Source organism: Pseudomonas azotoformans, from assembly GCF_001579805.1.
Classification (GTDB): domain Bacteria; phylum Pseudomonadota; class Gammaproteobacteria; order Pseudomonadales; family Pseudomonadaceae; genus Aquipseudomonas; species Aquipseudomonas azotoformans_A.
Genome location: NZ_CP014546.1, coordinates 6,819,773 through 6,844,150, shown reverse-complemented (window position 1 = coordinate 6,844,150; position 24,378 = coordinate 6,819,773). Strand labels below are relative to the sequence as shown.

The 24,378-nt window shown below is 54.1% G+C and carries 23 protein-coding genes and 2 pseudogenes; 9 read left to right on the top strand and 16 right to left on the bottom strand.

Annotated features, from left to right (window positions below):
* The first annotated feature begins 175 nt into the window (after positions 1-175).
* From AYR47_RS31560 to AYR47_RS31530, 7 genes are all read left to right on the top strand, one after another.
* Positions 176-727 carry a hypothetical protein gene (locus AYR47_RS31560; RefSeq protein WP_061449390.1) on the top strand — a complete coding sequence of 184 codons (552 nt, stop codon included), beginning with the start codon at positions 176-178 and terminating at the stop codon, positions 725-727.
* A gap of 97 nt (positions 728-824) precedes the next feature.
* Positions 825-1,100 (top strand): hypothetical protein, encoded by a 276-nt coding sequence (locus AYR47_RS31555; RefSeq protein ID WP_061449389.1) that lies wholly within the window; start codon positions 825-827, stop codon positions 1,098-1,100.
* A gap of 17 nt (positions 1,101-1,117) precedes the next feature.
* On the top strand, positions 1,118-1,369 hold the full coding sequence (locus tag AYR47_RS31550; RefSeq protein ID WP_061449388.1) for a hypothetical protein: 252 nt from the start codon (positions 1,118-1,120) through the stop codon (positions 1,367-1,369).
* A 9-nt stretch (positions 1,370-1,378) separates the two neighbouring features.
* Complete coding sequence (locus tag AYR47_RS31545; protein ID WP_061449387.1) at positions 1,379-2,188, top strand: restriction endonuclease; 810 nt, start codon at positions 1,379-1,381, stop codon at positions 2,186-2,188.
* 48 nt (positions 2,189-2,236) lie between these two features.
* Positions 2,237-2,584 carry a hypothetical protein gene (locus tag AYR47_RS31540; RefSeq protein ID WP_061449386.1) on the top strand — a complete coding sequence of 116 codons (348 nt, stop codon included), beginning with the start codon at positions 2,237-2,239 and terminating at the stop codon, positions 2,582-2,584.
* Between the two features lie 480 nt (positions 2,585-3,064).
* Positions 3,065-3,946, top strand: coding sequence for a hypothetical protein (locus tag AYR47_RS31535; protein WP_061449385.1), 882 nt, complete (start codon positions 3,065-3,067; stop codon positions 3,944-3,946).
* Positions 3,947-3,984: 38 nt separating this feature from the next.
* Entirely contained in the window at positions 3,985-4,272 is a 288-nt protein-coding gene (locus AYR47_RS31530) for a hypothetical protein (protein ID WP_061449384.1), read from the top strand.
* Positions 4,273-4,647: 375 nt separating this feature from the next.
* Here the strand turns inward: AYR47_RS31530 and AYR47_RS31525 are convergent, their stop codons facing one another.
* The 11 genes and pseudogenes from AYR47_RS31525 to AYR47_RS33535 form a co-directional block, all read right to left on the bottom strand.
* Positions 4,648-5,925 (bottom strand): RES family NAD+ phosphorylase, encoded by a 1,278-nt coding sequence (locus AYR47_RS31525; RefSeq protein ID WP_061449383.1) that lies wholly within the window; start codon positions 5,923-5,925, stop codon positions 4,648-4,650.
* Between the two features lie 306 nt (positions 5,926-6,231).
* A complete protein-coding gene (locus AYR47_RS31520; protein WP_061449382.1) occupies positions 6,232-7,674 on the bottom strand; it encodes a hypothetical protein in 1,443 nt (480 codons plus the stop codon).
* Positions 7,675-7,693: 19 nt separating this feature from the next.
* A complete protein-coding gene (locus AYR47_RS31515) occupies positions 7,694-9,934 on the bottom strand; it encodes a DEAD/DEAH box helicase (RefSeq protein ID WP_061449381.1) in 2,241 nt (746 codons plus the stop codon).
* A gap of 91 nt (positions 9,935-10,025) precedes the next feature.
* A complete protein-coding gene (locus AYR47_RS31510) occupies positions 10,026-11,459 on the bottom strand; it encodes a DUF6094 domain-containing protein (RefSeq protein WP_061449380.1) in 1,434 nt (477 codons plus the stop codon).
* Between the two features lie 13 nt (positions 11,460-11,472).
* Positions 11,473-12,081 carry a hypothetical protein gene (locus AYR47_RS31505; protein WP_061449379.1) on the bottom strand — a complete coding sequence of 203 codons (609 nt, stop codon included), beginning with the start codon at positions 12,079-12,081 and terminating at the stop codon, positions 11,473-11,475.
* 64 nt (positions 12,082-12,145) lie between these two features.
* Positions 12,146-12,427: a hypothetical protein gene (locus tag AYR47_RS31500; protein WP_061449378.1), complete on the bottom strand. Its 282-nt coding sequence runs from the start codon at positions 12,425-12,427 to the stop codon at positions 12,146-12,148.
* A gap of 80 nt (positions 12,428-12,507) precedes the next feature.
* Complete coding sequence (locus AYR47_RS31495) at positions 12,508-13,089, bottom strand: DUF3275 family protein (RefSeq protein WP_061449377.1); 582 nt, start codon at positions 13,087-13,089, stop codon at positions 12,508-12,510.
* 63 nt (positions 13,090-13,152) lie between these two features.
* Complete coding sequence (locus AYR47_RS31490) at positions 13,153-13,479, bottom strand: hypothetical protein (RefSeq protein ID WP_061449376.1); 327 nt, start codon at positions 13,477-13,479, stop codon at positions 13,153-13,155.
* A gap of 122 nt (positions 13,480-13,601) precedes the next feature.
* On the bottom strand, positions 13,602-14,105 hold the full coding sequence (locus AYR47_RS31485; protein WP_061449375.1) for an STY4534 family ICE replication protein: 504 nt from the start codon (positions 14,103-14,105) through the stop codon (positions 13,602-13,604).
* A gap of 96 nt (positions 14,106-14,201) precedes the next feature.
* Positions 14,202-14,450, bottom strand: a complete 249-nt coding sequence (locus AYR47_RS31480) for a hypothetical protein (RefSeq protein WP_061449374.1) — start codon at positions 14,448-14,450, stop codon at positions 14,202-14,204.
* Positions 14,451-14,973: 523 nt separating this feature from the next.
* Positions 14,974-15,084, bottom strand: a pseudogene (locus AYR47_RS33535) (hypothetical protein); the annotation flags it as partial.
* Between the two features lie 1,672 nt (positions 15,085-16,756).
* Between AYR47_RS33535 and AYR47_RS31475 the strand changes: the two are divergent.
* Together AYR47_RS31475 and AYR47_RS31470 are read left to right on the top strand one after the other, a co-directional pair.
* Entirely contained in the window at positions 16,757-17,185 is a 429-nt protein-coding gene (locus tag AYR47_RS31475; protein WP_061449373.1) for a hypothetical protein, read from the top strand.
* Between the two features lie 218 nt (positions 17,186-17,403).
* Positions 17,404-17,748: a hypothetical protein gene (locus AYR47_RS31470; protein WP_061449372.1), complete on the top strand. Its 345-nt coding sequence runs from the start codon at positions 17,404-17,406 to the stop codon at positions 17,746-17,748.
* Between the two features lie 55 nt (positions 17,749-17,803).
* Here the strand turns inward: AYR47_RS31470 and AYR47_RS31465 are convergent, their stop codons facing one another.
* The 5 genes and pseudogenes from AYR47_RS31465 to AYR47_RS31445 all read right to left on the bottom strand — a co-directional run bounded on the left by AYR47_RS31465 (position 17,804) and on the right by AYR47_RS31445 (position 23,941).
* Positions 17,804-18,286 carry a DUF6998 domain-containing protein gene (locus tag AYR47_RS31465; RefSeq protein ID WP_061449371.1) on the bottom strand — a complete coding sequence of 161 codons (483 nt, stop codon included), beginning with the start codon at positions 18,284-18,286 and terminating at the stop codon, positions 17,804-17,806.
* A gap of 78 nt (positions 18,287-18,364) precedes the next feature.
* Positions 18,365-18,874, bottom strand: a pseudogene (gene pilL2, locus AYR47_RS31460) (PFGI-1 class ICE element type IV pilus protein PilL2); the annotation flags it as partial.
* Positions 18,875-18,989: 115 nt separating this feature from the next.
* Entirely contained in the window at positions 18,990-20,927 is a 1,938-nt protein-coding gene (locus AYR47_RS31455; protein WP_061449369.1) for a DEAD/DEAH box helicase, read from the bottom strand.
* 49 nt (positions 20,928-20,976) lie between these two features.
* Complete coding sequence (gene topA / locus AYR47_RS31450; protein WP_061449368.1) at positions 20,977-22,881, bottom strand: type I DNA topoisomerase; 1,905 nt, start codon at positions 22,879-22,881, stop codon at positions 20,977-20,979.
* A gap of 136 nt (positions 22,882-23,017) precedes the next feature.
* Complete coding sequence (locus tag AYR47_RS31445) at positions 23,018-23,941, bottom strand: Abi family protein (RefSeq protein WP_237142520.1); 924 nt, start codon at positions 23,939-23,941, stop codon at positions 23,018-23,020.
* Positions 23,942-24,378 lie beyond the last annotated feature (437 nt).

The window sequence follows — 24,378 nt, the reverse complement described above, 5'->3', positions numbered from 1 at the left end:
CACAATGGAAAACGCATCAGGCACGCCCAAGCCCTGCCGTCAAACGTGGGGCCAAGTGCGTAGGAGAAGGACGCTTGTGCGTCCCCAGGACCAAGCAGGAAAAGACCACGACACTACATCTGGTGTCGCTAATCAGCTGATCGAACACAACATGTAGTGGTAAAGGGAAAGAGAAATGTCCGAGGAGCTCGATAGAAAAGTATTCAACAGCTTTATGTCCCATCTTTCAGCCATCACCGCACTAATGAAGGCAGGAAACGATACACATGCCATTGCCTTAATTTATTCAGCAATCGATCACATGTCATGGCTGAATGCAGCTGGTGAGCCTGGCGGGAGCGGCTTTAAGGCTTGGGTTAATAGTTTTTTGTTGAATGGCAAAGCTTTTGCCTTCAACGCAGAAGACCTTTGGGCAGCAAGATGCGCCATCCTTCATACCGGAGCAGCAGAGTCTGATCTTTACAGGGCAGGTAAAGCGAAGCTGGTCTATTACGTCGTTGGTGAGTCACCAGCGGATGAAAGCTTGCTCAATCCCGTACTGACGGCATATGGCATCCCTCGCAGCCAAGTAGTACTGGTTGATTACCACTGGCTCTCAACGGAGTTCATTAAAGCCTTAGAGCGCTTTCAAGCGCATTTGCTGGCAGATTCGACCGCGCATTCAAGGGCTGCTCAAAAAGCAGCAATGCAGTTGGTATTTCAAGCGTCCAGCCGTATACCGAGTTAAGGGAAAACGCCCTGGTACACTACAAGCCCAGCTCGCGCTGGGCCGAGGCAGTAGAAGGTTGCCCCTCTGGCGTCCACCTCATCGACGGAATGACGATATGGCCACCACTTCCCGTAAGTACATCCGCACCGAGCCCCTGGCGCTGCTCACTGAACCGCTGACCATCACCCTGGATGACCATAAGCTGGATGGCTTCAATGCCTACCGCCAAGCGCGGCACGCTTGGCTGTCCTGCGAGGGCAACAACGTCGAAAAGATTCGCCTGCGCGCCCTGATGGCAGATGAGGCGGATAATCCGATGAACTTCATCGGCGCGGCGGCGCAGATCGCGCTGGGCGAGCCCGACGACTACGCACCGGCCGACGCCGAATAACAACGAAAAACTTGACCATGGCACAACTGATCGAGGCGCTACGCTCGACCGCCGCGAAGTGGCGAGCAGGCAACAAGGAACACCGTGAGGGCGTCGTTCTGGTGTGGGAAGGTGAGGTGTATGGCTGGAAGAATGAGCTGCGTGATCCGTCCAGCGAACGCCCAGGCGCCTGCGGCGTGGACAAGTCCGGACTGGTCTTCAAGGCCCAGGGCGGCGATGAATACAACGGTGCAAAAGCGTGGGTCGCGGTTGACCCTGACGCGCTATAGGAAAACCGCATGCTCGACGTAAAGAACAGTACCGAATACGAGAAGGTTGCCCAGCAGGTCTACCAAGCGATTCTAGCCACTGAAGAGGTTGAGACGATTGAGGTACTGCATGACGTCCAAATCACCGGGCGTTCAGGCGTTGCTCACCAGATCGACGTGTACTGGCGCTACCTCAAAAACGGTGTGGAGCATCAGGTGTTGGTGGAGTGCAAATACTACAAATCCACCATCGACCTTATCCACGCACGCAACCTGCTTGGCTTGCTCACTGACATTCCCAACAGCCAAGCCGTATTGCTCACCACTATGGGATTCCAGAGCGGTGTGGTGAACCTGTGCAACTTCTACGGGATAAGCCTCAAGCGGCTTCGTGATCCTCAAGGGTCTGATTGGGATGGTTTCATACAGAAGGTCGAAATCCAAGGCATCCTGAACAAGACGGATTACCTTGAGCTTGGGGTTAACCTAGACAGTAAACACGATGAGACGGCTTCCACCTTGGCAACAGAACCCGTCATCAACCTGCATGAGTCGCTACTGCAAGACAGCACGGCTTCCCCTGTCCCTGCAGCCACATGGCTTGACCGAAACGTGCCCTTCGACGAAAGCCAAATTGGCACGCCTCTGACCATCACCCTCACACCGCCAAGTACCTTCATCGTCTTGCCGTCAGGTCAACGAGTCAAAATTCACAGCCTTGACGTTCAATACGTGCATTCGAGTAGCGTGCTCAACTTCAACTTTGATGCGATGGATTTGGTCAAAGGCGTACTGGAAGATTTCAACACTAAAACTATTGATCATACCCTTCACCACTGACCAAAAAACTCAGAGTACGACCACACCCACGAGTCACGGAAAAGTCTCATGACACTCATGAAACAAGCCTTGGTTGGTTTTACGCTAGCTCTCGCGCTCGTTGGTTGCTCTGATCCCGAAGCAACCGTAAGTAGCGTCAGTAAGTACGTCGGCGTCTGGAGCAATGAGCGCAGCGGAGGCGGATTGAAGCTGGTTATCGATCAAGATGGCAAGCACTTCACCGTCAAGGAGCTTTATGCAAAAAACAACGTGGTACTTGGGTTAAGTGTCGGTGAGGTCGAAGACGGCATCTTGAAAGCGAAGACTGGGATTGGTCCAAAAATCTTCTATTCAGCGAAAGATGACGCTCTGATCATCGAACCTTCAATCACGATGTTCAACCGTCTGCCCCAATAACTGAAGTCGCGGTACCGCCCAAGCCCAGCCCTCGCGCTGGGCCGAGGACCTAGAGAGGGATGCTTTTCACTCCCCCATGATCAAGCAGGACAAGAATATGCCGACACAAAAAGTTGATGACCAGCACGATGTAACCATAAGACCGGTCGACATAGTTGCTCCAGGGCATTTCCAGTGTGAAGCCATTATTGGCCTAACGGATGGATCACTAGCGAATTCACGCTTCATGGGAACCGGCTCGACAGCAGCGCAGGCTGAGCGGGATGCAATGAGCCAAGCAACATCGGCTATCCATGCTGGACAAGTCCAGTACCGGATACCTCGCGCAGGCGCCTAGAAAAACGACCAGGTACACCCCAAGCTCCGGCCGCAAACCGGGGCTGAGGCCGTAGAGAGAGGCACGATTCAAGCGTCTAGGATCGTTGCGTTTATTTTGAGCGCATCTCACCGCGTTAAGCCCAAACTGGCGGAGAAGTTTTTATGACGAAGACCATCGACAAGGAGTTCGTGCGGCAACGCGACGACGAACTGATCACGCAGGACTTGAAACTGCACCAGCGGCCGTTTTACGTGGCGATGGCCTGGATGAAGGCCAACGGCATTTCCGGCGATGTGTTCGACAAGGCGATGTGGGACCCGCTTATGGCGATCTACCATACGCTCTATCCCGCAGGTGATTTCTCGGTGCCAGCGATGCTCAAGGGCGGCGTGGCGCTGCGTGACCAGATGTACCCGGTTCGAATCGCCATCGGATATGGGACCGTTTCGGTTGACCTCCTCGACTACATCGAGATATCGCACGATGAGCTGGAGTTTATATTCAAACAATATCCAGAACAGGGTTGGCGTGCCTTTTATGGCGTCGCCGACCTGTGGGATTTCGCCTATGGGGTTAGTGATCTGGAGCATGGGACTGGGGATGCGCCTCAGCTACTCGCCAACGCGCGCTCGTCCCTCGCGGCGACCGCTCGTATCCTCGCCGGTGACATCGATATCGACGCTGCCGTACAGACGATCTGCTTGACCGCCGAACTGGCGCTCAAAGGGGCACTTGCCGCGCGCGGCTGGACCGAGGCGCAATACCGGAAATTGTCGCACCACCTTGTCAAGCTAGCAGACGCGCTGATCGGCGAGGTTTCGACTGCGCACGACGATCGCCTTCGCGGCGCTATCGCGCATTTCCCTGACTATGTCGGTACCCGATATGCATCGCACGGCATGACCCGGATCGAGCTGATGGTTCTTGCGATGCGCGCTCAGTTTGTGGCAGCCGAGGCGTTGCGCCGTGTGTCTGATCGCGATATCGCGGCGAAGCTAGAAGCTGATCCTTACAACTTGCCGCGACCAGTTCTTTGGTGCTGATGGGGTTACGCGCTGTGCTGTCGTTCAATGAGCGTCAGATGATCAGGTCATTCCTCACCGTTTCAAACGGTCTTCTACTGACAATCACTGATAGAACAGAAATCGACCAGGTACACCCCAAGCCCCTGCCCTCAAAAGCCGGGGCCGAGGACGTAGAGCTGTCAGTGCAACAGCGCCGCAACGCTGATCTGGTGGCTAAGCTGATCGACAAAGCAGATGAGGAATGCCCTGCCTTCATCTTTAATGAGGCACCTCATGAGACCAATGCCAAAAGTCTATGGTTCTTGCATGGGATTGAATACCCGGAGGACTACCGCGACTTGTAAAGCGCGTCACGAGTGCGGCTGATCAATGCCTGTTTCATAAAAGGCTGTAGCAACCAATCAGGGGTCGGTTCCGGCTGGGGCCGAAATGGGCATGCCAGTCGAGACCGTTCCGTGTAAGCGGTCAGGCATCCCGTCTTGCGCAACCGTCGCGGTAGGGATGGCAGTTACCTGCCACCCCTACCGCGACCTCTGCTCAGAGAAAAGAATTCAATTTCAGGCGCGTACTTTTCTGCCGTGGAAGCCATGGCCGACTTTTTCAACAGAATCGGCTGGAAGCTGCCGATCGCCAACAGCAGATATCGGCCAGAAGTAGTCATTCGATGTCTCTATGAAAGCTCAGGTCAATTCAGTAGTCCTCTATTTTAGTTCGCGATCTCAACGCACCCCGAGGCGATTTCGAGCCAAATCACTGAGGAACAAATCCTCGCTATATTTGTACTCATGCGCCTGAGTAATAATTGCAGTGACCTTGTGGTACCTCAATGAGTCAGGTACACAAAAAAGCCTTGCTGTCGGTTCGAACGGTTGTTTAACCGGTGCTTCTGCGTTTTCAACGTAGTCGTTATCCAGCGGAAAGTTTCTTCCACTCATTATGCTTGCTTCAGGAAACAAAACGATGTTTTTGCCGATCTCGCCGGTCTGCACGGAAGGGAAAATTAGCCCCTCGACCTGGCAACCAAAGCGCAGTCGCAAGTATTCAAATACAACCTGGCTCGAAAGATAGCTGAGCTCGTCATTCGACCCCTTAGGCTTAGACATCTTTTTCACCAGGGAACTGATGAAGGCTTTAAGGTGCATTGCCTCCAGATAACCCTTATCGAGAATAGATAGCTGAGGGACATCAATACGGCCAAGCTTCGTTAAGTCGAGCAAAACGAGACGTTCGATAGGTGTTATTGCAATGCTTACGACGTTGTCGCCGGTGATGGCGCGAATCTCGCTTAAGCATGTTTCTCGCTCAAGAGCACAGTAAATTGTCGATATTCCACTCGGAGTCATCCGTTGGCTGCCGGCCCTATCTTTGGGTGGCGGGCCAAACTCGCTCGCAGGTGCCTTAATTATTTTCATAACCTGTTCGCGTGTTGAAGCCGAGCGAGCACGATACAGCGGCTCACCTCTGGAAATTGTTCGTATGCACTCAGTTTTTAATGATCCATCAGCACGACAAAGAATCCCAAAAACCGACTCGAGAAATTTCCCTGCGCTAGCATTGAAGAATCGATGTGTGTGCCTGATATCTTGGATAAAACTGTTCCATTTGTCCTCAAAGATATTCCTCTCCAATGCCCCGTCGTCGGCAAAATAGTGACGATCCATTTCCCGGTCATTGGTTTTGAAGTAATTTGGAGCATAGTCGTACAAGTCGTCAAAAAAAGGCTCCTCGCCTAGTTCTGCCCATTCAGATAAGACTACGTCAAGAGAAGCTATCGGAATGTCATCGGAACCACCTTCGAACAGCATCCAATACTCATACTGAGAAAGATCATCTTCAGTGGCCGTATTTTCTGCGACGCGATCCAATATCTGCTGGAAGATCAGCGTTCTATCCACCACAGTACCTTCAGTCCCACAGTAGTGGCAGACACCACCCTCACCATTTTCGCGAATGTGGCCTTTTAGCGTCGGGTGGGTAACACAGTCGAGACAAATCATCACTTCTCCAAGCCTGCCGGTAACGGTTGCCAATCATACGGCTTAGGATGCTGATGCTGAATATCCAGCGCTGATTGCGTTTATGTCGCATGGCCGTAAACAACCAGGTCTGGAGGCTGATCCCGCCGTGGCCTCTTGGCTGTTCGAACTAGTTATTTGCCGGATCGTTACGCACGGAAAAACAGGCGGTGGTGATCATGGACCTCATCCGATTGCTACACATGAATGGGTGAATAGGCCCGAATTTAGTAGACAGCCGGAATGGACGCTATTGACCGGTAGCGTCGTTCCATAGGGAGCCCGCACCTATACCCTTTTCAAAAGCTTGTATAAGTGGCTTGCAACGACCCCTGCCCATCGGCTGCATTCGAACAATGCGCGCACCAACAACCGTACGCATTGGCCCAGACGGTATTGAATAATCCGAGCAACACGACGCCTATCAGTCATAGGTCGTGAATCAATCAAGCAGAGCTTGGTAGTCGCGAGAGCCACTTTTGCACCAATTGCTACCGCGATGGCAAGAAAGTACAGCCAACGATGATTCTTGGCTTTGTCATGTTGCCCGACCATAGCGGACATTTTTTGCAAGTAGGGTTTAGCCGCTACGAGGCGGGGGATGATGCACTCGCTGGCCAATGCCACCGTGCGACTACCGATACTGCCTTCCACAAGACCTGGAGGGCCATCAGGTTGCGCAGAGCAATAGCGTGATGGGGCTTGTTCACAAGTGCTGGATAGCGGGGCCGACTGGGATATTTCGCTGGAAAAGTACTTCACTGGGCACAATCGACGGTTGTATGCGGCGATTTCTGTACGAATAGCGATTACATCCTCATTGTTTATCGTCTTGCTACCTACGGAGTAAAACCCTTTTGAAGCGTCCGGTGCAAAGTTTATGAAATAGACGGCTCCACCTTCCTTGATGTTGGTGAATGTCCGCTGCGAATCGCGGCTCCACTGGCAAGATCTCAGGTCGCTCAGACCATTGGCCTTACAATAATCGTCGTAGCGTCTTATTTGGCTAAGTAAGTAACCGCTGGCGTCTTGCGTGTTCGCCGTGGCTTCTTTCAGCAAGGTGGCGTTTTCGTTGGCGCCGTTGTCAGCGACGAAAAACACCGCAGCTACCAATGCCAGGGGGAACCAGAAGTGATCGTAGATCTGGCGGGAGCGTTCGGTGAGGTTGAAGTTGTCATAGATCAGAACCATGGCAGCCCAACCGATGATGGCGCATAGCATCAGCAGGGGAATGAGTCCGACTTCGCTGCCCAGGCTGCCTACGCCTCCGATCGTATACCGCGTGGGTAGGTAATTTATGGTTGGAAATAGTCCCAGACAGTTCAATACACCCGGAAGAAACAAGACCGCGAAGAAGATGATCAGCCCCCGCTTGTTGCCCACCGTATAAGACGCTGCTGCCAGACAAGGGATCATCACCAGTGCAAGTAACACCAGATATCCCAGGGTAATGACCACCGCTTGGTCGGGCGACCAGTAGCTACCAATAATCTTTCCTGCGCTATCACGTTCAATGAAGCTTGATGAGGCGACCCCCAGGCCTTCCAGAATTTGGTGCAGGTTATAAGCAGCACCATGGAGGAAGTTTGAATAAGGGTGGAAAAAACTTGCTGTAGAAATTGACATCAATCTGAATCCTTGAATTCTGAGCCATTCCTTGGAAAGGATACGTTGGAGTTGAATTGCCTCGTGTGCTGGGATACGTTGCTTTTGGCAGAAGAGCAAGGCCATCTTGCGATGGCCTTCTTGGTTAAGTTGCAATGAGTTGTCTAGCGAGGGTCATTTCTACCGAATCCCCATCTTGATTCAAAGCATCCAAACCAGTCTCCGGAACATCCCCCGACGTGCTCTGCGCCACCGCAATCTTCTTAGCCATAAGCTGCAAACACGCAATCTGCGAGCTTCCCGCATAGCCAAAAAAGATCACCCGCACAGCCTGCCTCTGCCCAATCCGCCACGACCGCCGAGCTGCCTGCTGCAAGGTATAAACGTTATACCCCGTCTGCAAAAACACAATCGTCGGAAAATCCAGCAGATCCAATCCCGTCTTAACCAGCTCCGGATTAGTGACCAGCACATCCACCCCACGATCCACCTGGTCGAGAATCCAATCCTCTCGCCTGGCGGTATCCACCGACGCCCTCAACAACGCCACCTTCAGCCCGGCCTGTTCCAGCAACCGTTTCAGTCGAGATGTGGTGTCACGAGTGCCGCTGTACACGGTGTAAACCAGTACCTTACGGCCTTGGGCTTTCTCCGCGAGGCATAGGTCAATCAGCGCCTGCTCCTTCGGCATCCGTTGTTCATCCGCAAAGACCGACGGCACAAAGGCCAACGTGTCCTTACTACGCGGATGTTTAACGATCTCCGGTCGAAAGCAGCAATCCGGCCGGGCCAGCAGCACGTTGAGCACAACCCCCAAGAGGGTCGTATCCCGTCGCGCCAGCGCCTGACGTAGCTCCTGAGTCAGTTTTCCGGCCAGTTGCTGATAGGCCGCAGCCTGTTCCACAGACATGGCTATGTCGATGAACTCCTCCTGATACGCCGGCAGCACGTTCCCGCCAATGTCTTTGAGTTTAAGAAACACGGTAAACGGCAACACAAACCGGTGAATGCCTTTGGGGCCGAAGCCCGGGGCTTTTACCGTTCGTACCGTGAGCTTTTTGCCCTTGGCCGTTTTGTGCGATTCGTTGTCCCGCTCGGTGTAGATGTCTTTCAACACGCCGTGATCGCGCATGAAGGACATTGCCGCCGGGGCCATGCTGCCGCGTGCGTTGGGTCGGTAACCGTCTTCGATCATGCGACGGGTGAGGATGCGGAACAGGAGGTAGAACAGGTCGTCGGCGTAACCACCCATGAGGGTGCCGGTCAGCAGTACGCACTTACGTGTTTTCGCTGCCAGCACACCCATGGCTTGGCCCTGGGCCGAACCGCTGTTTTTGTACTCGTGCCCTTCATCCACGACGAGCAGGTCGAAGAATCCGTCCGGCAAGTAGCGTTTGATGAACTCGGTGGGTTGGTAGCCGCCTTCGCCAAAGCCGAACTCGATGTTGGCCATCGCGCGCTCCATGCGTTTGGCTTGGCGGTCGTTGAAGACGAAGTTGCCCTGGGAGTCCATCAGGTTGATGAATTCGCTGATGTTGTCGACCAGCATTGAGGCGAGAAAGTCTTCCCCGAAGTCGTTCAGCAGTTTGTCAGCGCGGACTGGGCCGATGGTTGGGATCCGGCACATTGATTTGAGGATGGTCGCTCGGCGGGTGCCGTTTTCGGTTTTGCCTGGGCGCATCAGCGTCCAGAGTGGGCCGTGGCATTGAGGGCAGCTTCGACGGCGTTCCTCTCGTTGAAATGCTTCGAGTGTGATCCGGTTGCCTTCGAGATCTTCCAGTAGGCGGCCGCAGTCGGGACAACTTGCCCAATGATGTCCGCCTCCAGATCGACGTGGCCAACACACTGGGCGCCAATGGAACCCCATCCGCATGCGCACGCGCCCGAGGATGAAGAACTCTTGTCGACCGTCGTGAAGCTCGCCCAGTTGGTCGCGCAGTTTGAGGAGTTTGACCAGGGTATCTGGCCCGTTGAGTACCCAGACGCGTGCGTCCGGGATGGTTTCGAGAATTTCCCGGCGCCATTTGTAGACCATGTGCGGGGGCGACACGACCAGGGGGCGCCGGTAACCAGCGTTGTGCATAACGGCTGCTACGGCGATGGCCATCATGGTTTTACCCGTGCCCATTTCGGCGTTGATGATGGCGGCCTGTTCGTTGCGGTCGAGCAGTAGTGCTGCAACGGCCTGTACCACTTCCGCCTGGGCGGGAAACGGTTGGCGTTTGAGTGTGTTCATCACCCGTTGGTGGGTTTCGTTGATATGGCCGGTGTAGACCGGTGGGTTGGAGCGGTTCAGTGAGTCCAGCAGTTCGTCGCCGAACTCGTTGATGAATTCGGTCAGACCGATGGCCAGAGGCGCTGTCGGGACTTGTGAGAGGTCGTTCATGGTTGTTTCTCCATCAGGAATGAAACAGGGCATGCACGACACCCCGGCGGGTATGGTGAATACCCTGCGGGTTGGTTGAGGTACGGCTTGGTCAGTAGTCCGATGGCAACAACAGGGTTGTCACGCTTCGGTCGGCTTCGGTGATGATCCAGAGCCGCGTTTCGTCGCCGGCGGTGATGTTGTAGCTGGAGAGCAGACGATCCCCTGAGGTCAGGGAGTCTTGATTGCGCTCCCAGTCTTCTTTGGGCAGTTCGCCCCAGTCGCCGGAGATGTGTCGTCGCAGGTATGGGGTTGGGTCGAGTTGTCCGTGTTCCAAGAGGTGATGCACGGCTCGGGTGAGCACTACGCGGCCGGGGTCAAAGATCACGGCAGTGTCTGGTTTGTCAGGCTCAGGCGATGGGTCCGCTGATGAGCTGATGGTGATGACGCGTCCCTGGTTGATGGAGCCTGGCGTCATGTCCCACGCCCGAATAATGGGCACGAAACGATCAGTCAGGATCCTAACCTCGGAGACGTTGCCGTCCTGGTCTTCGGTGAATTCGGTCTTGCGGACCTTATCTTTGTAGGTGTCGCCCTTGAGCACCAGCACGCGACCGGTTTTCGATGTGACCACGCCAGAGATCGCGCCGGCAGCCAACGCTAACGCCAGGTGCCAGCGGGATAGCTCTCGTACTGGGGGCCGCGGCTGGGCGCCGAGTTGACCGAAGTGCAGGGTGAAGTCTGGCCACATGCCGCGCAGCCGTTGGACCTCTTGGTTGAGTTGTTCGGGCTCCAGCGTGAGGCGGTAGAAGTGGTCGAGGTCAGTTGTTGCGGGCGGGATCCTGTAAGGCTCCTCCTGCCAACTGGCCGGTAGCGCTTCTGCCGTTTGTTCGCCGTTGCCGATCGCTTGCAGTCGTTTGCGTATGTGGGTGATTTCTCGCGGCTGAGCCAGGTCTTGGCGTCGAGTGCGAATACCGAAAATCACCACCTGTTTGAAGGTTGGATCGGCCGCGCTGTAAATCCGTAGTTCGGTGAAGTGGTTGCACAGCCAACCGCACAGTTCGGCGTCCAGCACGTAGTGCGGAACGATGAACACCAGCACTCCGCCGTATTGCAGCAGGGGAAGGCTGCGCTGATAGAACATCTTCTCCAACCGACGGCGACCGGTGCCCTGGTACTGCGAGGCGCCGGAGTGGTCGGCGACCAGGTCGCCGTAAGGTGGGTTGAGCCAGAGCAGACCGAACGCCTGGCGGCTGATCATGGTGTCCATCAGGTCGCTGTGCAGCACGCGGTCCAGCAGTGTTTTGCAGTGCTCGGCACGTTCTTGATCGTATTCGACTGCGTAGGTTTCTACGCGGTCTCGCCCGATTGCGTGTGCGGCTTCGGCTAGGACTACACCTTCGCCGGCACACGGATCAAAGATGCGCATTTTTCCGGTTGGGGAGGGGGCTAGTGCCTGTAGCGTGCGCTCCAAGGTGATTTCGTCGGTGGGGTAATAGCCGTTGCGCGCGAAGTTGCGGGCTAGGCGGGGGAACATCAAAGCCATGGTTGGGCTCCTTTCAGCAAGGCTCTGAATGAGCGTGGGTCGAGAGTTGTCCTTGGCGAATGAGGTCGCCGAGGGCTGGTTCGAGGACACCCAGTTGCAGCGACAATCGCCAGGCGGTGACGGCGCCGTGAGCCCCAGGAAGGGCTTGCAACATGTTGTGCTGGGTCAGCACCTGCAATACCGGCTCACGCCAATGCGGCAGCAGCGGTAGCGGGCAGGTTTCGGTGATGAGCGGCCAGAGCCGCTGGTGTGCCGACTGCCCTTGTTCGAGCAAGGCATAGGCGAAGTGGTTTGCACGGTCTGGCTGCACGCAGCGCCGGTCGAACAGCCATAGATGGACCAGGCTGCCGAACAACGTTCCACGAAATTGCCGGGTGGTGCGTTTTTCCAGGAGGTCGACGTTGGGGAAGACTGGAATGCTGCGGCCGTCGACGAGGATGTGAAACTGGTCCAGACCGTTCTCGGTCGAGCCGAGGGTCAGTCTGGCCAGGAATTCCTGTAGCGCTGTGTCACGGCCCCAGGCGGAGAGAAAGATCAGGTTGCGTTGCTCGTCGCAGGCGCAGGCGTCGACGTACAGGTCGGGGCATTCTTCGATTGGGAAGAGCTGGGTAAGGTTGGGCATGTGATCCTCCGGTGTGGAGGGGAACCCGCCCTGAGGGGCAGTGAAGCCCCTCGGGTGTGATGTGTTAGCAGTTAGCGCTCTGCAGTACGTCTGATTTGAACGCTTTATCTTTCGGGTCAAACCAGACGGCGTTGTTTTCAAATAATGGGCTGTAGCCCTTGAGATAGAGCCGCACCAGATATTTGGGGCGCAGCTCCACTGCGGCGTCAGCTTGTTCGGCGGTCAGGTCGAGTTCCTCAATGAAGAGGTCCCACAGTTCCTCATCAGTCGATACCTGGTTGTTGGTGAGGTGATCCTCGATGTCGCTCAGGATTTTGGGCGTCAGGTTGGTGAAGATTGGGTTCATGTGATGCTCCTGCAATGGCGAGGAGCGCCCATGAGGGAGCCCCTCAAGGGTGGTGGTAGATCGCAGTGGTGTGCGGTTTGTCAGGTATTGGAGATCGTCCAAACCTGCAGTTTGAAGTTGTGCACGTAGCCGAGCTCTGTGAGTCGATTGCACTGTTGGCGCAATTGCTTGCGGTCAACGGTGGTGTCCAGCCTGACCGTATCGCCGAGGGGCCAGATCGTGCCGAATAGCGCAGAGTCTGACTCCAGGTCGTTGGTGTTATCTGACGGTGTCATCCCGAAAGGAGCGTCATCTGGTTCCGCAGATGCGGTTGGTGGATTTGTACCTGGTTGGGCTTTCTCCGGTGCTTCTTCATCCAGCGGATCAGGCTCATTCGGTGAAAGCCTGGCTGCGTCTTCTGCAGTCAGGTTGTCTACCTCGTTGAGGCTCATGCTGTCGAGCTTGGCGCGGATTTCGACGACCAACCGGCCGGCGCTGGAGTAGTACGACGGGCGGATTTCTGTAATCAGAAAATCGCCGTGGTACTTGCCTTCACCGTACTGATCGAGGAGCGCGTCCTTGATGACAAAGTCACCGATTGAGGTTGAAAGCCGCCCGACGTTGAAGTCGCCATTGCGGCCGCTGATGGTGCGGATGGCCAGTTGGCCTGGGATGTTGATCATGGGCAGCTCCACACTGCGACGAAGAAAAGCCCGACAGCGTCGGGCTGGGGGAGGGCTGTGGGGTTAAGGGCAAGAGGTTTGCGTTTCCTCTTTGAGTGATACGTATAGGTAGAAAACGCCGAGAGGCGATTCAATGCGTTCGACTTTCAGGTCCAGCCAGTAGCGATCAAGGCTTTCGCCGGAGGGCAGCAACCGGTAGAGACCGAAGTTGAGCGATGTACTGTCAGGTTGAAGATGCAGTTCTCGGTACACCATCCAGACAACATCGCTTAGGCGGTTACTGATGGCTGATGTATCGGGTGCGTTTTCGAGGTGCACGGCTTCTTGCCAGGCCCCGGGGGTTAGCACCACGGGGAGTTTCATGAAGTCAGCTGTTTTGGTGGTGTGCATGGTGATTCTCCTGGAGCGGGAAATCACCAGGCCCGGCCGGGAGGTGAGTTCCCGGTGACGGATGTGAAAGTTATTTGGGTATGTGGTGTTAGATCGGCGCCTCGAAAGACATCCTGGTTCTGTTACGCGGACTGACGCATTTCTGCTTCAGCTGAGTTTTGATCATCATCCGAACTACTCTCAGCGTCGCCAGACTGGCTAGGCAGAGGCTCATCGGAGTCTTTTGGTTTGGCTTGGTGGACGATTTTTCCATCTACCTTGATCCAGCCGATAAAAAGCAGGCGACCCTTGATGCTTGCACCGGGTTGGCCTTTTTTCTCGCCTTTCAAGTAGGTAAATGCGTCCGCCCAGATGTCACCGATTCGGAAGCTCACTAGAACCTTCTTGCCGGCATCTACGGCTGCTTGGCAGCGACGAATGAGGCATTCAGCTTCAGTGCCGACGACGTTGCAGTCGATGTAGGTGTATTCGGCGTCATCACACGAACCGTGCAATGCAGCGACGGCAACAGACAGGATTGGCTTGCCTTTGCCGCGAGGTTGGACTTCACGGATACGGTTGAGGTAACCGATACCGGTGGTGTGCAGGTCGAAGAATTTGGCTTCGTTGGTTTGAGCGTTGCTCATGGTGGTTCTCCCATTTCGAAACGACAGAAAGCGGAGAAACACCTCGCCCAGCGGGGGAGTGTTCCCCGCGAGGTTGGGTGGAGCAGAAGGTGAGACCTACAGAAGCTTCATTGCAGCGACGCCGACTCCGATTGCTGCCGACAACATGAACCCCATACGGATGGTTAACCGGGAGTCCAGTTGGGCGATTTCGGCTTTGAGTTCAGCAGTCGCTGCAGTGAGATCTGCTTTGGTAACCAAGCGTGAAAACATATCGGTCTCCAAGGATTCAATAACTGCATTAGCTTTCTCTTCCGGGACGTTAATCGAGATCAACGCTTGGTAGAGAGCCAGTTCTGTTTTCATTAGACCTCCAAAAAAATATAGAGGCCTGCCCAGACGGGACAGGCCCGTCGTGGGTGGGGGATAAGGTGCTTCCATCGACTGATGTCGATTGATCGCGCTACCGGAAGCTATGGCGATCTTGGGACTGGATCAATGCGGTGAACCGCATCGTAGTCTCGCGGGTCCTGACTACATGGGCATGTTGCTGACGACGTCAGCGGTACATAGGACTTAGCATGAAAAAAATACTACGGGGTTGTCAAGCCCAAGGTAATTATTTGCAACGCAACAGCTAATCTTTCGATACTTCGGCCCAAAATTGCATACGGAACTCCACTTAAATTGGTACATAGAATGGAATTAAATAGAGTTTTCTTTATTGAGCTTACACTATTTCTTTTATAGGTCCATATGGTCAGTAATTTGTATGTGTCATAACTAGATATCTAATTTTTCAGCTTTTGATACTGTTTCCCCAGGCTTGTAAATATTTCAAGGGCCTGGGGAAGTTTCCAAAGACGATTGTTAGCGAACGTCACCTCCGGCGGGCATATACACTCGGGGTGGCATGGCCTTGAAAGTAAATTAAGTCTCCTCCTTGCTCATCCGTTGGGGCCTGAAAAAGGTAATTGAATCCTATGTCGTATAAAGTGGGGGTGGTGGGTAGCGTGTAGATTGTTTCTTGTGTCAGTATTAAAAAGTTAGTGCTTTCAGATGCTGAGGCCACTTGTTGAATTGCGTTGGAAACTATTTTTGATAAATCATCTGCTGTTGTTTGATTTACCGTTCGACTTGTAGTCTCGTCAGTGGTGATTACGTAAATGCCTGTGTTCGGATAATACGTACTCATTTTAGTGGTAAGGCCTACATTCGAGAGTAGAGCTATCAATAGCCGCTGAGAGATGTCTTCTGGTGTGTTCAAAAGTGTAAGGTTTGCCATAATAGTCACCTGATCTAATCATGAAAGGGATTGCTGATTCTTTTGGGGGGTACGATGTTTGCTCGTCCTTTGTTTATCTAAATCTATCGCGTGTTTGGTTGGTTACTCTGTTGCTTGTTGAGTCGGCGAGTGGTTTGAATAATCGGTCGCGCGAGACTTATTAAAATAATATCTGACGGTTACATCTAAAAATTAGCCCATGAAAAGATTTTAGGTAACTGTTAGAAATACCAGTTTTTTAGAATTTTGCGAGATATCGAAGGGTTGGTTAATAACTGTTTTTTGGTATTGCTGCTATGTCAATTTTGGGGGGGATTGATTGCTTTCGTTCTGGATTTTGAGAGGGGGTGATTATGTCGGTAGCTACTATAGAGCCGCTTTGCTACGTGGTTTTTTAGCTAAAAAATGTAAGCCATGAAAATATCTTTAGTTTTTTTGCAATACTTTCATAGCTATTTCGTCGGGTTTTTCAAGTAAAGGCAACGTTTAAGCTCAGTTTTGTTGTATTTATGCCGTGTATTTGGGCCGAAAATGCTCAGTCACAATTTTTGATAAAAGTAAGTAAAGGTCGATTAGCGCATGTAGTTGCATCAACGCTCGGAGGCAACATGCACAGAGGACGCTGCCGAGATTAACTGGGCCAACAGTTACGCTCGGCTCTAGAGGGCAAAAGCTTAAGAAAAAAAACCACCTGTGAGAGCTGACGCGACGCTGATCTCTGGGCTGTGATCAGGACGTCTCGTATTCTTCACCTGACCAATTATCGTGGCTGAGGCCAGCAAACAGAAGGCACGCATCCGCGCACAAAGGGAGCCCTGCGTTTCGCCGGCGGGCCACCGGCCAGGAATAGCAGCTACCAAAAGGTAGCCTGACGATCCTTCCCAAGACCTTCAGGCTACCTTTCGGATGAGCTTTAAAAAGCATGGGCCGCAACACCAGTGCGGCCCTACGACTACCGTGCTTCGAACCTCAAGAGAACCCTATGTGCCTTTGAAACTCGCTTATCACGAGTTGACGGCTGCGTGTCTGCTTGGAACAGGGAGACACAGGGAGAATCCTCAACCAGGTCCGCACGCCCTTCCCGGAGCTATGCGTGCTTTGGGGTTGGTGACGGGTAAACCGCGTCACCGGGCGCTACTGATGACCGCCAGTAGCCAGCGGGGTGGAATTGCTTCAGTGCCAACCATGGCAAAAGACGGTTTGTAGTTTAAACAAAATATTCAACGCCGTGGACCTGATCCTTGCCCTATCGCCGTATGAATACTTTGCAAAATTTATTTCTCCATTGAGAGGCTCCCATTGAGGGCGATATGCCACTAGTCTGTGGTCCATGCACACTTGTCACTGGATGAGTTGGTACAACGAGTCACACCAAGCAAGGAAAGCTATGTTCATCAAATGCCCCGCGTGTTCGAAAAACAATAATTTGAATTTGGAAAATGTCAGCTGCGGAGGTTGCAAGGCGACTCTATCCGGACATCACTACGGGAAAATCAAGGCGTCAGTAGGCACTGCGGTAATTGCTCTGGGAGTAGGCGTGTTTGCTACGGCAAAGGTAGCTGGCTATGCGGGTCTGAACGATAGATATTCCATCGAAAGCGAATACGCAATTGTTGAAATGTGTGTGAGTGGCTCGCAGCGCCCGTTGGCAACGTCAGCTTATCTGGGCAAGAAAGACGACTGTGTCTGCGCTCTCAGAGAGGTGCAAAAAAATTACAAAGTCAAAGATTTCAACGAGCAAACCTATAAATACTTGGCTGCCTTTGATCAAGCAGCCAAGCAGTGCAGGGCCAGTCGTAGGTCTCTGGGTCAGTGATGACCTGAGTTAACGACGCGGAGCAGGTGGATTGTTTTGGCGCCCGCCACCGGACTCCATTCCATCATTTTTGCTAGGCCACCCAGCACCTTGGTTATTGGCTGCCGAGATGCGTTTTGCGTCGGTCTGAGTCATTTTACTAATCATGTTTAAATCCTTCTAAAGTGGTTTGTCTCCCGAGGGGAGAACCCAGACATTACCTGCGGGCGTGGAGACAAATGGGGACAGAAACGCATCGGCTCCAAGAAGAAATCAAAGCCCTGATCGCGCGAATGGGCTGGTCCCAGAGAACGCTGGCGGGTGAGCTATGGTCGCTGGAGTACGACACGGACTTTCCACAAAAAGAAGACGTGGATCGATTTGCTGAACGGCTAAAGAAACACCTGACGCGCCCTACGGCCGCACCTGAAAAGCTTCAGCATTACCTTGAGCTTATTCAACAGCATGATCAGTTCAGGCAACTGGATCTGATCGTCCCCAGGCTTGTGCCAAGCGCTGGGTTCAGTCCCGAGTTTTTAGAAGGGATGCGCAAAATCAGCGTAGGGCTGGACGATGAGGGATAGGAGAAAGGGCTGAGCTTCTACAAATAATCAGCCGTAGCGTCGATGGGCTCGGGGTTTAACTTTCGGCTTCTTCGCAAGCACGCTCCCAGCGTAACGAGCTGATTGCTTTGAATTGGCTGATGCCGACTGATCCACGCTCATTCCTGGCTTTTGATCCAGGTCTGGTCAGAAGAGCTTCAACGGCGGATCTGTCCGCCTCATAGATCTGAAAGGCGTTGTAGTCCGCGTCGAGCAGCACTAGCAGAACGGTATCGAATTCCTGTTTCAAATCTATTGAGCCAACCCGGCCACCTCGAAGCTTTGGATTTGGAAAATACCGGCCCTTGATTTGAATCCTCAGCGTCGCGCCGTTTCTGACCTCTGTCGCATCGTAACCAGCTTGGCGGGCGAGCTGCAGTTTCAGGTCTAACACTCGCGCAGCTTCATACTCTGCCACCTCGCCAGTGACTCCCAGCGGTTTGCCAGTGATGTGGTAATACCGTCTGGCCAAGGCTCTTGCGTCTCGCAGAATCTGATAAACCTCATCGGTGGTGTTCATTCACCTTCTCTCTGTTCGGATCGTGGGTGTCGAGGCCATTGTAGATGAGGCGGCTTGTCGACAAGGTCAGAGCTATGCCTGCGGGGTTTGATACCCCTGGCGTAGGACGTAACAAACCTCACGTTTAACCTCATCCACCCTCACTTGCCATGCAGGGCCAGCTAGCACTTGCAGTGTATTGCGCAGAGTCATTGGGCCTAGCTTGTATTGGGATGATGGCAACGGCCGACTGTAGAGATTGCTGGCCAGGTCGGCGTCCATCGCACACAGAGAATACCCCGAGCGATCCAGAACGTACTGCATGGCGTCACCCACGCTCGGATGCATGTTGGCCGGAATGCTGACGTCGATGATCTGAGCCAATAAGTCGCGCTGGTCGGCGCTGGGCAAGGTACGGACCAAGGTATAGCGCCCGTAGCGCACGACAGGTTCTTTTTCTGCTACGGCGCCGTCAGCATATAGATCCGGTTTAAGCGGTTCAGTGCTGCGATGACTGTCGACCTCTGGTGTGGGTGTTTGGTCCGTAGTCTGCGCCGTGCAGCCGGCGACAAGTGCGAGAAACGCGAGAGCGATGAAGTGCCTGATCATGTGCCAAGAAGCCTCTGTTGATGGTGAGAGCACATTGGCAGTAGGAAGACTGTGCAGCAGCAGTAAACAGATTCTAAGGGGGCAGGGTAATAGTTGGTTGGACGGGCAGTACCGACTAAAGACGGGCTGCCAGGTTTGCTCTATTCGTCGCCGCAATGTCAGGCTCAATAAGGTCCTGGGCCAACTGCCTCTTGTCGAGCAGCATCTGCCATAGCATCTGATCGATGGAGTTTTCAATCAACGGGATTTTCACCACGACCATTCGTAATTGGCCATTGCGATAGGCGCGATCCTCTGCCTGGTCCTGCGTACCGGGCGTCCAGGGTAGTCCAAGAAACATCACGTAATTCGCGGCGGTCAGGTTATTGCCTGTTCCGGCTGCCGAGGTAGTAGCGGCGAAAATTCTCGTCAATGGATCGGATTGAAATTTGTCGATTGCCTTCTGCCGTTTGGTGACAGTGTCACTGCCAACCACTGTGGCGCAGCCGTAGCCAGCCTCCTCACAAAGCTTGTGAAGGGTTGTTACGGTGCCTTTGAATTCGCAGAACAGTATGACTTTGTCCTCCACATCCAGCTCGCTCAACAACTCCATCACAACCCGAACCTTTGCCTGCTCCAGCAGCTGACGCAATGCCCCTAATCTGGCGAGCCCCGGCCTGTCCTCACATCGAATCCGGTCATATTCGTGGCGCTGCTCTGCGGGCAGTTCAACGGGTAATGTCTGCCGCTGTTTGCCCTTCAGGCCTGGCAGCACATCCTTGCGTCTACGAAGCATCCAGTCGCCAATGGCGTCGCGCAGGTTTTTGCGAAAGTCCTGGCTGCCGGCGAACTGCTCGCAGAACGCCTTGAGCGGCAACTGCCCAACCGGATGGCCCGACAGGCGCAGCAGGGTATGCAGCTCAGATTCTCGATTAAGGACCGGTGTACCGGTCAACAGGTAACGGTTGGGCACCTTGGCCGCAATGTCGAACCCATGACGTGTCCAGGCGGCTGTGGGCTCTTTCAAACGATGAGCCTCGTCAATGATCATCACCTCGAAGTGGCCTGCCCGCAGCACATAGTCACCCAGCCGTTCGTAGTTGGTGATGATCCACTGAGACGACGGGTCAAACACTTGCATACCGATACGCGCCTGTGGGTACACCATTTGAATTTCCCGCTTCCAGTTGATGATCAATGTCGACAGCGTGATTACCAAAACGGGCCGATCAACAGCTCTGATCGCAGCAGCAATGATGGCCTGGCGCGTTTTACCAAGTCCCATGTCGTCTGCCAGCAACGCACTGGTGCGTTGCAGAAGGTGCTGGATACCGGCGGGCTGATGATCCAGAAGTGAGTGACTGTTCAGCTCCAAAGCGATTTTTTCGGCAGTGATCTCGGTACGTTCAATAGTTGGAATGGCCGCGAGGTACACATCGGTTGAGACATCCTCCTGCACTGATGGCGCGTTTCGCTCCTGGGGCGGCCCTCCGAGGCTGATGCGGGTGACGGTATCGGCGGGAACAATAGATCCGTCGGTCAGCAGTTCTTGAACCGTGTCCAGGATCTCGAATTGGTCCTCTGCTATTCCCAACTCAAGAATGAGGTTGCTGCGCACCAGCTCGGCGCTGGCCTCGATTCGCCAGGATTTGGACTGACCAAGAAAGACCCCACGCATGCGGCGCGTAACGGCGACTGCGCCAGGGTGGTAGTCACCAGATAACAGAACGCCGCCTTGAGCAAGGGGGGCGAGGCGAAGCCTCATGCCATGAGTGAATACCTGGCGATTAGGCGCGCTCTGCGCGGTTTCGATCTTCTGGTAGAACGATTGCCAGCTGTCCTGAAGTCGACCGTCCGCCAGTTCCATTAACCGATGAAACAAGATGTCTAATCCACTCAGCAGTTTGTCCTTGGGCACACGCCAGAACCGGTGCATTGGATGATCGCTGTTGCGAATGTAAAAGCCGCCACGTTCGAGCAGAAGTTTGTTGGCGCCTTCTAGAAACTGCAGCTGGAGCCCGAAGTCGTAGCCATCGAACACCACACTTCCAAGCAGATGGGGTTGGCGGTTCATTAGGCGTGGACGGCCGCTGCTCGCTCGTGACGTCGGCTGAGCCACGGGGTTACATCCCCCTTGATTTATCGAAGTTAGGCTTGCCGTTCACGGTGGGATAGCTGACTTTGCAGCCATTGGATTTGAAGCCTGTGCAGCCCCAGAAATCATAGCTGCCATCGCCCTTTTTTTGCCTTCTGACGAGAGGCTGCTGGCATTTGGTGCACGTGTATAGGGTTGTCGATTGAGCCGTGCGGAAAGATGAATTCAAGCCAACGCTCGGTAATCCTCGTTGCTGCGACAGTTCGCCCTCCAGTCGCTGGTAAAGACGTGCGACCACCGCGCCGTAAGTGTCCTGGCCCAAAGCAATCCTGTCCAGGTCACGCTCCAGCTCCCGGGTGAAATCCAGCTCTAGGAAGCTGAAAAAGCCTTCAAGCTTGCTAATGGTTTCTTCCCCCAGCGGGGCGGGTACCAGTTTGCGGCTTTTTTCTTCGATTAAGCCTTTGCTGGTGATGTTCTTCAGGATTGACGCGAAGGTGCTGGGACGGCCAATGCCACGGCGCTCCATTTCCTTGATCAAACTGGCTTTGGTGTAGCGGGGCGGTGATTGCGTTTTTTTTTGCAGCAGTTCGCCGGAATGCACACTGAGAATTTGTTTGGGGGACAGAGCAGGCACTGGATTGCTCGCTTCTGGATCCTGCTCGTCGTCCGTATCGTCTGCCTTGAGTAATTTGAGCCAGCCGGGATACCGCAGGGTTTGGCCTTTGGCGGTGAAGTTCAGCGTTTTACCTTGTGGCCCGATACCGAGCAGCATCGCTGTGCGCACGTCGTATACGGCGGCTTCCAGCTGGCTGGCGAGGGCACGGGTCCAGATCAGCCTGTACAGGTCGAGTTCGTCGTCATTTTCACCGGCGTTGCGATCCATCCAATCAGTCGGTGTGATTGCAGGGTGACCCTCTTGGGCGCCTTCGGCCGCTTTGAACAGCCTGCGGGCATCGACAGTCTTTACCCCCAAAGCGCTGGCCATTGCCCGAATCCCCTCCATGGCCTCGTCTGGAACATTGGGGTTGTCTGTACGGTGATAGGTGATGACGCCCTGTTCGTATAGCCGTTGAGCCACTTGCATGGTTTTTTCCGGATCCCATTTCAACGCGTTGCTCGCAGCCTGTTGCAGCGTTGACGAGATGAATGGCGCGGGTGGATGGCGCTCGCTTTGACGGTCCTCACACGACTGGACGACAACATTGCGAGCATTGGCCACACGCTGCGCCAGGCTGGAGTCCTGTACGTAGGGGAACTCCTCGTTGGCGAAATCTGGAACCGGTTGCCAGTCTGCGTGCCAATATGTGCCCTCAGTTATGTTCAGAAAGTAGAGGCGCACACCAAAGTGGTTGATCACTTGGAAGTTGCGAATTTCTCGCTCACGCAACACCACCAGGTAGACCGCAGGGGATTGAACCCGGCCGGCAGAGGTTGGCTTGCCCATCAGGCGGCGCAGCTCTTGCGTCACCAGGTAGCCCACCAGGCGATCAAGCACGCGTCGGCATTCCTGTGATGCAACTCTATTCAGGTCTATTTGCCGAGCGTTGGCCAGCGCCTCTGCAACGCGCTTGTCGGTGATTTCACTGAAGGTAATCCGCTTGTAAGTGTTGAGCCGCAGCACTTGTTGGATATGCCAACTAATGCTTTCACCTTCACGATCCGGGTCAGTTGCCAGGTAGATTTCGTTGGCCTGTTTCGCTGCAGCTTTGAGAGCTCGTACTGTCTTGGCGCTTTTATCTAGGACTTCGTAGACAGGCATGAGGTCTTTGCCTACGCCAGTGGTGATCAATGTGTCGTCCTGACCTTTCGCAGGAAGGTCACGAATATGCCCGCCGCTGGCGACTACCTCCCAGTCTTCGCCGGGGCGCAGTTTTTTCATCATCGGCTTGAGCTTTTTCAGCTTGCCGGGGGCTTCGATGATCAGCAGCTTCATGGGTGTCCCATCTCGGATGTACGGAGAAGGACTGTCGCGGTCGTGCGGGTAGGCAGCAATGAGAAATGGTTGTTCGGCGTTGAGTGCTATTTCTGATAACTAGCGATTGCATCGCTGTTGAAGACAAGCCTGAAAACTAGATGCCGAACAACTGTCGTGGGAACCCATCTTCGGAGGGTAGGCCAAGTGATGCGAACGGGCAGCCAGGCAGGTTAGGTTTGGAGTCAATGACATCTGCGACATGCCGGATCCAGTCAGAGCTTGGTCCGATACGTTGTACGAGGAACCAGATGATAGCGATCTGTCCATATAGACGGGTCATGGCATTGTGATCCAAGTTTAACGCTTGGAAGTAAGGCTCGGCGGGAAGCTCAGGAAGGGCGTTCGATGAGGCCTGGTTCCAAATGCGGCTGTGATGCGCGCAGCGGTTTCGCAGGGTGTTGATTTCTTGGAGCCATAGCTTGAGCGTCCTAGTATTTGATACACCCAGACGCTGCGCGATACGGTTCTGGTGGTTACCTTTGAGGATTTCGTAGTACTTGGAAAGGGTGCCAAAGTCCCACGCCTCAATTGCTACCCAAAACGGGATAGCCTTGTGGTTTTGTTTGTGCCACTCGATGCAGTCTTCTTGGCTCCTGGCAACCAAGCTTTTTTGACGCTCAAGCCATTCCAGCCAGGTATTACGCGGCTTCTTGTTTCTGTCCGTCCAGTTTTGAGTTTGCTTGGGGACAATGAAGCTGGCGTCTAAATAAGCCAATGGCCCGTGATACCCGACTTCATGGGCTGTCACAGTGCGGACATGGATTTCGATTCGCTCTATGGCATCAAGCATTAGCTGGCGTAGTTTTTTATCGAACAGATAAAGACTGAATGCGTCGTCGAATGTTGTACCCGGGAGGAAGGTGTTTTGTCGAAGGGGTTTATTGGTTACACCACACAGCACGACATTCTGCTGATGGTCTCTCACAAAATTACGTGCTGGGAACCAGTACCCGCTGAGACGGTAGTACCCCACTTGGGCGAGTTTACGTTCTGAGCGAGCAGGATCGGCAATACTCATGCCTCGTCCAATCAGTAACGCAACGAGTTCTGCATACGTCCGGAATGGCTTTGGTGGCGCGAGCTGCTGCAACGTCCATGTTCCAAAAATAAGAAGGCCCAAACATAGAGCTGGACAAGCCAGCCCCAGAGGATCGGGCGCTATTGAGGCCGATTTTCGACTATCAGCGTCTCTGTGTCAAATCGACTGGCAACCCGAGTGAATGCGCCGAGTGTATATGACCCCTGGTGGATAAGGGCCGGGGCGAGTTTACGAAATTGTCACTTTTGATTAATCTGAGAGTATCTGGATATGTACGGAGCTTTTGCCTTGCTGGGCGAAGGTGTTCAGACGTCGCCATTGGTTCCGGCCGTGCCGGTTGATGGGGTTGACCCCTAAGGGCATCCGCGGTCCCCTCGCAGAGGGGACGATTTCTTCTACGGGTTAACGGTTCCCAC